The 12,273-nt window shown below is 26.9% G+C and carries 12 protein-coding genes; 2 read left to right on the forward strand and 10 right to left on the reverse strand.

The genetic code is table 11. From position 1 onward, the window contains the following. Positions 1-79: 79 nt before the first annotated feature. The 5 genes from AFAEC_RS07340 to AFAEC_RS07360 all read right to left on the reverse strand — a co-directional run bounded on the left by AFAEC_RS07340 (position 80) and on the right by AFAEC_RS07360 (position 4,289). Positions 80-1,297, reverse strand: a complete 1,218-nt coding sequence (locus tag AFAEC_RS07340) for an MFS transporter (protein ID WP_034216230.1) — start codon at positions 1,295-1,297, stop codon at positions 80-82. A 9-nt stretch (positions 1,298-1,306) separates the two neighbouring features. Continuing rightward, entirely contained in the window at positions 1,307-2,374 is a 1,068-nt protein-coding gene (locus tag AFAEC_RS07345) for an alpha/beta hydrolase (RefSeq protein ID WP_026805391.1), read from the reverse strand. Positions 2,375-2,388: 14 nt separating this feature from the next. Then, a complete protein-coding gene (locus tag AFAEC_RS07350; RefSeq protein WP_026805390.1) occupies positions 2,389-2,793 on the reverse strand; it encodes a cyclophilin-like fold protein in 405 nt (134 codons plus the stop codon). Between the two features lie 20 nt (positions 2,794-2,813). Beyond that, positions 2,814-3,299 (reverse strand): cupin domain-containing protein, encoded by a 486-nt coding sequence (locus AFAEC_RS07355; RefSeq protein ID WP_051487472.1) that lies wholly within the window; start codon positions 3,297-3,299, stop codon positions 2,814-2,816. A gap of 84 nt (positions 3,300-3,383) precedes the next feature. Next, positions 3,384-4,289, reverse strand: a complete 906-nt coding sequence (locus AFAEC_RS07360; protein WP_034216228.1) for an AraC family transcriptional regulator — start codon at positions 4,287-4,289, stop codon at positions 3,384-3,386. Positions 4,290-4,470: 181 nt separating this feature from the next. On the opposite strand from AFAEC_RS07360, the gene AFAEC_RS07365 reads away from it, so the two are divergent. Beyond that, the gene (locus tag AFAEC_RS07365) at positions 4,471-5,637 is read left to right on the forward strand and encodes a MalY/PatB family protein (protein ID WP_026805387.1); all 1,167 of its coding nucleotides are present in this window, start codon (positions 4,471-4,473) and stop codon (positions 5,635-5,637) included. A gap of 55 nt (positions 5,638-5,692) precedes the next feature. Here the strand turns inward: AFAEC_RS07365 and AFAEC_RS07370 are convergent, their stop codons facing one another. The 3 genes from AFAEC_RS07370 to AFAEC_RS07380 form a co-directional block, all read right to left on the reverse strand. Then, entirely contained in the window at positions 5,693-6,295 is a 603-nt protein-coding gene (locus AFAEC_RS07370; RefSeq protein WP_026805386.1) for a cytochrome b/b6 domain-containing protein, read from the reverse strand. 97 nt (positions 6,296-6,392) lie between these two features. Then, entirely contained in the window at positions 6,393-7,157 is a 765-nt protein-coding gene (locus AFAEC_RS07375; RefSeq protein ID WP_026805385.1) for a competence/damage-inducible protein A, read from the reverse strand. 16 nt (positions 7,158-7,173) lie between these two features. Next, positions 7,174-7,743 (reverse strand): adenylate kinase, encoded by a 570-nt coding sequence (locus AFAEC_RS07380; protein ID WP_026805384.1) that lies wholly within the window; start codon positions 7,741-7,743, stop codon positions 7,174-7,176. Between the two features lie 266 nt (positions 7,744-8,009). Between AFAEC_RS07380 and AFAEC_RS07385 the strand changes: the two genes are divergently transcribed. Next, positions 8,010-8,651, forward strand: coding sequence for an adenylate kinase (locus tag AFAEC_RS07385; protein WP_026805383.1), 642 nt, complete (start codon positions 8,010-8,012; stop codon positions 8,649-8,651). Positions 8,652-8,691: 40 nt separating this feature from the next. On the opposite strand, the gene AFAEC_RS07390 is transcribed toward AFAEC_RS07385, so the two are convergent. Next, entirely contained in the window at positions 8,692-11,247 is a 2,556-nt protein-coding gene (locus AFAEC_RS07390; RefSeq protein ID WP_026805382.1) for a chemotaxis protein CheW, read from the reverse strand. Between the two features lie 231 nt (positions 11,248-11,478). Then, the gene (locus AFAEC_RS07395; protein WP_026805381.1) at positions 11,479-12,258 is read right to left on the reverse strand and encodes a metal ABC transporter solute-binding protein, Zn/Mn family; all 780 of its coding nucleotides are present in this window, start codon (positions 12,256-12,258) and stop codon (positions 11,479-11,481) included. Positions 12,259-12,273 lie beyond the last annotated feature (15 nt).

Below are 12,273 nucleotides of genomic sequence, written 5' to 3' on the forward strand. Positions count from 1 at the left end.
CTAAATTTTACCTAAACTTTACACAACTTTAAAATATACTACACTCACAATGTTTTGTTTTAGCATATTTAGAAGTTTTTTATAAAGTCAAATCTTCAATAAGCCTACTTCTTCTATACTCTGCTCTTGTAATATATGCCATAAGCGAACATAAAAAAAGTATCAAAGCACTAAATAAAAATGTCGCAACAAATCCAAGAATATCATATAAAATCCCACCAAAGAATGCTCCAATAGTAATAGCAAGTTGAATAACTGCAACCATCAAACCACCACCAGCTTCAACCTCATCACCAATTAAAGTCTTACTCAACCAAGTCCACCAAACAGTTGGCAAAGAAGTTCCTAAAAATCCCCATAAAAACATCAAAACTAACATATTTAAAAATGAGTGATTAATAAAAATAAATAAAAGTGCAACAACCATCATCAAAAATGGAAAAAGTATCAGCAACAAATATAGAGTTCTTTTTAGTAGATTTCCCACTATCATATTACCTATAAGCCCAGCTATTCCCATCGTAAAAAGTAGTATTGTAAGCTGTTGGTAGTTTACATTTATAACTGTTTCTAAATATGGACGAATATATGAAAATAGTGCAAATTGCCCCATAAAAAGAAAGATTATCGCTAAAATCCCCATAGAAACTATCTTTTTTTTCAAAACTTTAAAGGCACTAAAAACATTTGATTTACGGCTTGTTTTCTCTTGTATTGGCAAATTTGGTAGAGCTTTATATTGCCAAATAAAAGTAATTATTGCAAAAGGAACAATGATAAAAAATGCACCTCTCCAGCCAATAACTCCACCTAAATAACTTCCCAATGGAGCTGCTAACATCGTTGCTAGTGCATTTCCACCATTCATCAAAGCCAAAGCTTTTGGAACTTCTTTTTCATTTACAATTTTTAGTATAACTGCTGTTTGCATACTCCAAAATCCACCAACACTTATACCTAAAATAGCTCTTCCAAGTAGTAAAATAGTTTGGTTTGGAGCAAAAGTTACAATAAGCCCAGAAATAAGCATAAAAAATACAAAAAGTAAAATAGCTTTTTTCCTATTCATATTTCCTATTATTGAACCTAAAAATAGACTTGTAAAAAAGGCAAAAATCCCTGATATTGAGATACTTTGCCCTGCTTGTCCTGTTGTGATACTTAAATCATTACTCATCAAAGTTAAAAAAGCTACTGGCATAAACTCACTAGCAATTAAAACAAAAGCACATAAAGCCATACCCCAAACTGCACTCCAAAGAGATTTTTTATCTGTACTATTTATATTTGTTTGCATTTTACTCTTTTACTTTAAATTTTTTGAAAAAAACTCTACTATTTTATCAAATGGAATTTTGTCCATTTTGTCATATAAATCTGTATGAACTGCATCTGCAACGATGATAAGCTCTTTTGGTTCTTTTGCATTTTCAAAAGCTGTTTGGCTAAAATATCTTGAATGTGCTTTTTCTCCTGCGATGATAAGTATAGGTCTTGGCGAAATTTCATCAATATAAGTTAGGATTTTAGAATTTAAAAATGGTAGTGGAGTTGTCATCGTCCAAGCATTACCTGAATTTACAGAACGCTTATGATAACCTCTTGGTGTCATATAATAATCGGCATATTCAACTAAAAACTGTGCTTCTCCACCTGCTAGTTTATTATATGGTAGTTGATATGCTGGTTTACCATTTTCAACATCTTTCCATCTTTGTTCAGCTAATTGGTTTAAAAATGCTTCTTTTTGTTCAAAAGTTGTAGAGTCATTATAACCTTTTGTCATCACTCTTGTCATATCATACATTACAGTTGTTGCAACTGCTTTTATTCTTTTATCAACAGAAGCTGCATTAAGTGCAAATCCACCCCAACCACAAATACCAATAATTCCGATTTTTTCACGATTTACATTTTTTTGTAAACCAAGAAAATCAACTGCTGCACTAAAATCTTCTGTGCTAATCTCAGGTGAAGCAAGATTACGAGATTCACCAGAACTTTCTCCTGTATAAGATGGGTCAAAAGCTAAAGTTATAAATCCTCTTTCTGCCATAGTTTGTGCATAAAGACCAGATGATTGCTCTTTTACTGCACCAAATGGACCACCAATAGCCAAAGCTGATAGCTTTTTATTTTCAATATTTTTAGGTACATATAAATCAGCTACTATTTTGATACCATATCTATTTGTAAAACTTACTTTTTTATGCTCTACATTGTTGCTTTTAGGAAAAGTTTTATCCCAAATATCACTTATTTTTTTATCAGCTTTACTATCATTTGAAAAAGCCATAGTACTTGCTCCTACTAATATTGTTGTTGCTACTGCACTTTTTTTCAAAAATTCTCTTCTTTCATTATTTTGTTTCATTTTTAATCCTTTATTTAATCTTTTGTTATTTCAATAGTTCCAAATAGATTTGGAATATCCTCTTTTCCACTCTCTACACTTCCTAACTCAAAAAGTCCACTTCCTGTTCCAAAATCTTTATAAAACATAACAACATTTCCCCAAGGAGCATAATATGCTAAAGTTCCATTTTTAGCATTTGACATAGGTGTATTTGATGTTGAAAGTTTATTTGGTGGATAAAATATCTTCTCATTTGTACTATAATTTTCAACTTTTATTTTTAGTGGAAGTTGTGAATATAGCTCTTTTGAGGCTGTTGAGTTGTTTAGTTTAAAAACTACTGTATTGTTATTTGCTTTTACATATATTTTCATATCATTACTCCCATATAAATTTGAAAAAGCTAAAATAATTGCTATAAATATTGCTCTTTTCATAAAGTTTTCCTTTTAAAATTTTATTCTTTTGCACCATTGTACTCATCATCACTTACTTTTTTTGTAGTAAAATTTGCTAAACCATTTTGAGTATTTGGCAAGATATACATCTGTGTTACACTGCTATGTTTTGAAGCACCATGCCAATGCAGTACATTTGGTGGACATTTTACAACATCACCTTTTTTCATTATTTCGATTTTTTTACCCTCTATTTGATGATAACCAACTCCGTCTAAAACGATAATAATCTGCCCACTTGGATGAGAGTGCCAAACATTTCTTGCTCCTGCTTCAAACTTTTCAACTCCAACTGCTGTTGTGTAAATATCATCTTCTTCTACTATCTTATTGTGATAAGATTTTCCAGTTATAATATCTTGTGATAACAACTCCCCCTTTTCAAAAATATCTTCATTTTTTTGATGATAACTACAAGCTGTAAATATAAAAGCTATACCTATGAAAAAAAGTTTTGGTAAATATTTGAATATATTTTTTTGCATTTTTTTTCCTTTTTAAATTTTTACTTATTATAGACCAAAAAGAAATCTTACGACAATTCAATCCTGCAAAAAAAGTGTGAAATTCTACAAATTTTGAGTTTTTAGATAGTTTGCATGTTTTTTGGGACTCATTTTATACATTTTTGAATAATCCTTACTAAATTGGCTAACACTTTCATATCCAACCATAATAGAAGTTGTCAAAACATCGATATTTTGCAAAGACAAAAGCATTTTTGCTTCTTGAAGTCTTAAGTTTTTTTGAAACTGTATTGGTGTCATTTGTGTAACAATTTTAAAATTATTGTACAAAGATGACTCACTTATTCCAACTTCATCTGCTAGTTCTTTTATATTTAATTTATCTGTAAAATTCTCTTTTATTTTAGAAATTACTTGCACTATTTTGTTTGAAATAGTGCTTTGCATAGAAAATTTACTTAAAAAATTTCCAGCTTTATCGTTTATCAAAATAAATAAAAGCTCTTTTATAATCAAAGATGAAAGATAGTCTATTTCTTCTTTTGGTTTATCCAAAAGCATAATAAGTCGATAAATTGCATCAAATAATCTTTCGTTTAATTCATCAAAAAATAGCCCTTTTTCTACTTTTTTATTTTGCTTAAAGTTTGTGGGATTTGTGTTTTTCAAAACTTCATAAATATCTTCAAGTTTAAAATCAATTTTGTATGAAAGATAAGGTTTTTCTTCACTAGCTTCGATTATTTGCACTTTTGCAGGAAGATGAGTAGATGAAAGCAAGTATTCATTTTGCTCATAAGTATAAAGATTGTTTCCAAATCCAACTGCTTTTTTACCTTGCAAAATTGAACAAAAAGATGGTTCATACTGGATATTTGAATTTTGAGTTTTTTTCTTTTCTAAATAAAAAGTCAAACTAGGAATTTGTGTCTTTATTTCGCCATTTTTTTGCCCATATTTTTTATATACAAATTCTAAAATCTGTAATCTTTGTTTTTCCATACTCATAAATTTGCCTTTTAAACCTTTATTTAAAAATAGCTTGATTCTACAATAAATTAATCTTTTTAAAAAGCAATATTCTACAAAAAAAGTGTGAAATACTCCAAATTCTAAATATTTATATATTTAGAAATCCTTATATAAATCATAATTTTGTATAATAGAAACTATTTAAAAGGAATATATTATGAAATACAATTTTGACAAAATTATAAATAGAAAAAATACAAATAGCTCAAAATGGGATACAACAAAAGATGGTGTTTTACCTATGTGGGTAGCAGATATGGATTTTGAAGTAGCTCCAGTAATAGTTGAAAATATTATAAAAAAAGCCCAACATTCAGTTTTTGGATATAGCATAATTCCAAAAGAGTATTATGAAGCCGAAATAAACTGGTGGAAAAAAAGGTATGACTTTATCATTAAAAAAGAGTGGATTGAGCCAACTATAGGGGTAATACCATCTTTAAGTTCAATAATTCAAACCTTTTGTAAAAAAGATGATAAAGTTTTAATACAATCTCCTGTTTATCACTATTTTAATATCACTATAGAAAGAAATGATATTGAAATTGTAACAAATAATTTAATCTATGAAAATAACTCCTATAAAATAGACTTTGAAGATTTTGAGAAAAAAGTAAAAGATGAAAAAGTAAAGCTTTTTATATTATGTAACCCTCACAATCCAGTAGGAAGAGTTTGGGGTAAAAATGAACTACAAAAAATGGGAGAGATTTGTATAAAAAATGGAGTACTTATAGTAAGTGATGAGATACATAGAGATTTAGTTTTTAAAGGTTTTTCCCACACTCCATTTGCTTCAATTTCTGAAGAGTTTTTGCAAAACTCTATTACTTGTACTTCTGCTACAAAAACTTTTAATATTGCTGGTTTAAAAGCTTCAAATATTATAGTTGCAAATCAAGATTTAAGAGTAAAACTAAATAGTTTTTTAACTAAAAATGAGATAAAAAGCCTAAACATTTTTGGTATAGACACTACTATTACTGCTTATGAAAATTGTGAAGATTGGTTAGATGAACTTTTAGTCTATCTTGAAAGAAATAGAGATTTTTTAACAGACTTTATAGAAAAAAATATTCCTGAGTTAAAAGTTATAAAAGCTGAAGCCACTTATCTTTTGTGGATTGATATAAAAGAGCTAAATATTGACTCTATAAAGTTTACAAAAAGATTAGAAGAGTTAGGAAAATTAAGAGTTATAGCAGGAGCTACTTTTGGAGAAAATGCAGATAATTTTATAAGAATAAATATTGCTTGTCCTTTTGAAACTTTAAAAGATGGTTTAAATAGATTGAAAGATGGAGTTAATAAGATAAAAGAATGATAGTTTTAGACAATTAATTTATTAATTGTCTAAAACTAATCTATAAGTAAAAAGATTATTTTGAATCTTGCCCTCCACTAAACATTTCACTAATAAGACCTTTATCACTACTTATTTCAGCTTTTATAACTCCAAAAATATGAGTAAAAACAAAAAATAGAAAAAACCAAAAAGAGTAAGCATGAAGCTCTTTTACCAGTTTTAAACTCTCTTTTGTAAGATTCAAATCATCTTTAAAAAACATAATAACACCACTAATACATACATAAAAAGTGATAATGTAAAAAATAAAATGGGTAAAATTAACAATTTTTATATGAGTATTAGTTTTCTCTTTCAATTTAGAAAGTGGATTATTTTCCATATTTATAAAAAAAGCATAAAATCTAAGAATCAATAAAAAAACTAACATGAAACCAAAAATATAGTGCCAATTCCACATAGTTTCTCTTAACATTTTTGCTAAAACAACTGATTTTTCATTACTTATTTCTAATCCAAACTCTAAAAGTTTATTTTTTATTAAAAGAGCATTATTTGTCTTATCAAACCAAGTTTCCCTAAAAATATATGTAAACATAAGTCCAAAAATTGCAATAAAATTAAACCAATGCCAAACTCTTAAATTCAAACTTTTTTTACTATTAAAGTAACCCATTGCATAACCTTTTTTTTAGTATTGAGAAAATCTTACTCCTATTTTATTAAGGAAATATTAATTTTCAATGTATAAAAACTACTAAATCTTTTATCAGCTAACTACTTTTTTCAAAAATATCTTTTAATTCATACTCTTTTTTAAATTCTAAGCAAAAATCTATAAAGATTTGGAAATAAAAATCTACTTCATCTTTATCATACCCAGCAAGTGAAATTACAACCTTTCTCTCATTTCCAATAATTTTTGGTAAAGATGAAAAATCAAGATGATGTGGAATTCTTTTCATACTATCTATCAAATCATTTTCACTACTATTTATAGTGATTGTTTTTCTATATTTTGAGATATTTTTAGGATAGAGTTTATCTAAAGCTTCTATTACCATACTTTGACTCATAGAGGGAAATCCTGGAGTAAAGAAAAATCTATCTTCTAAATAAAATCCTGCTACATTATTTACAATATTTTTAAGAAGTTTTGCATCTAAAGGTAAATATGCCATATTTACTCTATGAGGATAAGCTTCTTTCTTAAACTCTTCTATTATTCTTTGTTTAGCATCTTCATGAAACTCCATATTACCATTTGTAAAAGCTTTTGCTGCTACAACTCTTGTAAAATCATCAGGTGTTGCACCAATTCCACCAAAACAGAACATTACAGAGTTTTCATCAGATTTTATAAGATTAAAAATATTTAATATAAGTTCAGGATCATCTTCAATTATAAAAGAGGCTTTATGCTCCCAACCACGATTTAAAAGTTCTTTATTTAAAAAAGAGAAGTGAGCATCTTTTCTACGCCCATTAAGAATCTCTGTTCCAATAATAACACTATAAAAATTTATCTTTTTATTCATATTTTAATTTACTATATTAAATTTTTGATTGTATAAAACTATCCATATCATCTACAATCTCTTGGATAGCTCTTTCACCATTTATTTTTTTAAGAAGATTTTTTTCTTCATAAAACTCTTGGATATTCTTTAATGGTTCAGTATAAACCTTCATTCTATTATTAAATACTTCAACATTATCATCTGCACCTCTTGAACGTCCTATTACTCTATCTCTTGCAACTTCTTCACTTACAACTACTTCAATACAACTTACAAGTTCTACTTCTTTCTCATTTTTTAAATACTTATCAAGTTCACTCATTTGTTCAATACTTCTTGGATAACCATCAATTATTATCGTATTTGTTGGTGCATTTTTAATAGCAATTAAAATCGTCTCAATAGCAATATCAATAGGAACAATGTTTCCAGCTTTTATAAAAGTATCAATTATTTGTCCTCTTTGGCTTCCACTTGCAACTTCAGCTCTAAACATATCTCCAGTTGAATAGTGTGTAATATTTTCATGTTTTTTTGCTATAAGCTCTGCATCTGTTGTTTTTCCACTTCCAGGAGCACCAATGATTAAAAATAGTTTCTTCATATATAATTTCCTTTTAAATAGTTCCTATTTAAAAGGAACCGTTTCTTTTATTACTACTTTTTAATGGAATTTGTACAAAATTCCTAAAAGTAGCTTGTTCTTTAGAACTCTCTTTGCGAAAACTCTAAAGGGCTTCAAGAATGAAGCTTTAAAATTTAAGGTTTTATTGTATCAAAAATCTTTTAAATTCTTAATCTACAATTTAAAACTTATCTACTATTAAAAGCTTTTTTTATACAATAAACCAAAAAAATTAAGGATAAAATATGAATTTAATGCTATTTGGAGCACCAGGAGCTGGAAAAGGAACTCAAGCAAAGTTCTTAATCGAAAAATACAATATTCCACAAATCTCAACTGGAGATATTTTAAGAGCTGCTATTGTAGATAAAACAGCTATGGGAATGGAAGCAAAAAAATTTATGGATGCTGGGCAACTAGTTCCTGATTCTACTATTATTGGTATTATAAAAGATAGACTTGCAGAATCTGACTGTAGAAATGGTTTTATTCTTGATGGTTTTCCAAGAACTTTAGCACAAGCAGAAGCTTTAAATGAACTTATGGAAAATATGAAAATCAAACTTGATAAAGTAATCTCTTTAAATGTTCCAGATGAATTAATAGTTGGAAGAATAACAGGAAGAAGAGTTTGTTCAAAATGTGGAGCTTCTTTTCATGTAGAGTTTAATCCATCAAAAAAAGAAAATGTATGTGATTATTGTGAAGCAGAATTAATTATAAGAAAAGATGACAATGAGCAAACAGTAAAAAGTAGGCTTGAAGCATACCATACACAAACTTCTCCACTAATTAACTTTTATACTAAGATGAATCTATTTATAGAGCTTGATGGAACAAAAGAGGTAAATGAAGTTACAAAAGATATGATAAAAGCTCTTTTATAAATTTTTAAAAAGTAACCATTTTATGGCTACTTTTTATATTTTAAACTTTTTTTGTAAAATTATCATCTAATTTCTTAATATCTAAAAGCATAGCAACTTTTGACTCTTTAATATCATCTGAATCTTTTATCTCAACTAAACTCTCTATCAAAGTTCCACTCCCTAAAAAGTGATTTTGTATATGCTGAATTGATTTTTCTTCTACTGTACAAATAGTTTCAAGAGAAGTTACTAAAAGACCTACACAATGTTCTACATTATCCTTATCATACTCAACTAATATGATATTTGATAAAGCTTCATCTGTTATCTCTTCATGTATAAAATCTCTTATATCTAAGACTGATATTAGCCTCTCTTTATATAAAACCATACCTTTAAAATGATTTTTCTTATCAATATCTATTGATTTTTCCAACTCCTCAATTCCAATAGACTCTACTACATTTTTTGAATTTACTGCAAGAAGTTTTTTACCTAAATAAAAAGTTGCTAACTCTGTAGTGTTTCCTATAAAATCCTTTTTTTGAGAAGTTATAAATTTTGTTTTAGGTGGAACTAAAATAGTTTCCTCTTCAACTTTTCCAATTAATATAAAAACAAAAGCTAAAACATCATTTTTATACTCTCTATATCCACTAGAACATTTAACTCCAACAGCATAATAACTCCCTCTAAACTCAACAATACGGCTTAATTTTTCTCCAATATTTAATTTAAAAAAATCATCATCTAGTTCTAAATAAGAGTTTACTTCAAAATTTGTACTTGTTGTAGAGATAATTTGTTTATTTTTATCAGTAAAAAAGGCATAAACTCCTTTTTGCCTTACTCCATTGTTATCTTTTGGCAAAATTTCATCAAGCATTGTATAAAACTGTGATGAAGCATCAAAAACCGTAGCAATTCCACCAATAGCACTCTTATTATTTTTTAAAGAAAAAATTGCACTACTATAAATATATGTTGAGTTGTTGTTATAAAGATTAGTTTTCTCAAACTTTGATACGCAATATTTTGAAGTATTATCTAAAAATAGAGTTTTTTCTACCCAATCTTGAGTTAAAATCTTTCCTATAAAAGAGTTATATTTCTCATTTGAAACAGCAATAACAATTCCATTTTTGTCAAATATTATCAAATTTGTATAAACTGTATATAAACTATTTATATAATTTAAACTTTCAGTTACTTTTCCGTCATTAAGCTTATTTTCCAAAACCTCTTTAAAATATGGGTTTAAAGCCCACCATCTACAATCATTTGCTCTTTCATAAAGATTTCTATCCATAATATCAATAGCAAGTGAAGATAAGAACTCACAATCTTTTAATATTGAAGCTATTATTGTTAAATTTAAATTATCTAAAGATGAACTTGCTTTATTTCCTGTAACTCCTATCTCATTTAATAAAGCTCTTGAAAAGGCCCTATTTGTTGAGTTAAATTTACTTTGAATAATATTTCCATTCCAAATAACCCTTATTAAATTATCTTGAATCTTTTTACTATTTTCAAAAACATCTTTTAACTCTTTTGAAAAGTGTTGTTCATTCTTAATCATAGAGTTAACAATTTTATCATCAATACCAAAACCATCATATTTATCACTTAAAAAAGCATACTCAAGTGGTATCATAATATGAGCATACCATTTTGGTCCATAAAAGCCTTGATAACCAGTTGTTTGTGAACTCTTTGCAATATAGTCTCTTCCAGCAAATGATACAATTTTATACTTCTCATTTAAAATAATTGGTAATTTTACATCTAAATTTATATGTGCTTTATCACTACTTGCTATTACATAACCATTTTCATCAAGTATAGTTAGACACTCTTTATTTTTAGGATTTACTAAGTTATTAAAAATAACTTTCATCTCATCTTTAAATCTAAAACAAAGAGCTAAAACTCCTAAATTCTCAATACTATTTTCTTTTGTAACTTTATATGAATATACTAAAGATTGTTTATATTTTGGGATAAAATCGTGGTATTGATAGCTCTCAATATAATCTTCATTTGTATTTAAAACTTTTTGAATAAAAGACAAATCAACTTTTTCTATATCAGTATCTTCATTTAACCTTACAACAACTCTTCCTTTTGTATCAAATAGAACAATATCAAAATATACAGAGTATTTAGAGATATACTCTTTAAATCTTTTTTGAATATTTTGTTTTAAAATTAAACTGTTTTCATCATATTTTGAAACAAAACTCTCTAAAAAAGATCTAATATCATCATCCGTTGCTAAAAATCCAATATCAGCTCTTCTTTCAAAAAGGTTTCTAATAAGTACATCAATAGATACTTGTGATTTAAAATTCATCTCTTGAGTGACTTTTTTAATTTGTTGGATAGATAAATGATTTAGTAGTGTTGAAGTAAGATTTAGAAAATTATCTTTTGTTTTTCCTATATCTATATTAATATCGCCAAGTTGTCCTAGAAGTGATAAAATATCCCAAGAAGAATTTAAAGTTCCTAATTCATCTTTATATCTATCAACATCTTCAATATATTTTATAATTGGGTATAACTCATTTTTTATATTTATACCCTTATAATTTATTGTTTCCTCTTTCATAACAATCTCCTATTAGGGCTATTTTGAGTTGTGTTGAACTTTTATGTTCAAAAAAGTTCATTAAAAAATAATCTTTTATTCTCCTATTTTGTGTATGATTTAAAAAATCTGGCAATTCTATCGAAAAAAAACTTTTATATAGTTTTTATACCTATATTTCAAGAGTAGAGTTTTGTTTTACAAAGCTCATTTTTACGCGTTTTATTATTTAAAGATCTTTTATTATCTATATTATCTGATTATACTATTTGTAAGATTCATCAAATTCATTTGCCAATCTTCACTAAAAATATTATTTTCTATTGCCTTAGCTTTTAAATTTGTAGCTAAAAGATTTGCAAGTTTTTCATCTTTAGAGTAACAATATAAAAGTTTATCTGTATCATTAGCCTCACAAAACTTACTTAAATCTTTAAGTTCACTTGTAGTAAACATTTTTTTATCTTGTTTTATAACTTCCAATCTAAATCTATTTGCAAAATAGTCCCAATAATCTTCTAGGGCATAAAAACTATTGATTTTACTTTTATTTAAGTTTTGTAAAATTGTCAAAAAAACTTCATCAATTTCATTTAAAAAATCCTCATAATTTTTTTTATAAAATTTCATATTTCTTTTATCAACTTGTACAAGAGAGTCAAAAATAGTTTTTGCTATATCTTTTATTGCAAATGGGTCTGTCCAAATATATGGATTTGAGCTTATTTTATCAATATTTAGTGATAAATCAACAACTTCTAAACTATTATTTTTTTGCTTTAAAACTTTTGCATATCTATTTTCTATATCTAAACCAAGATGAAAAAATAGTTTTGAAGTTGATAATCTTTTTAATTCAGAAGATGGGATTTCTACATAATTAGGAGAAAAGCTATGAGTTATCTCTCTTACTTCAACCTCTTGTTTAGCAATTTTCTTAACAAATTGTGTTTCAAGAGGAAAGTATGTAGTTACTTGAATTTTTGCAAATAGAAAAACAGGAAAAATTAGTATAAATATTAAATGCTTCAAAATATTTCGTAACTA

This window comes from Aliarcobacter faecis, assembly GCF_013201705.1.
In the GTDB taxonomy this organism is placed as follows: domain Bacteria; phylum Campylobacterota; class Campylobacteria; order Campylobacterales; family Arcobacteraceae; genus Aliarcobacter; species Aliarcobacter faecis.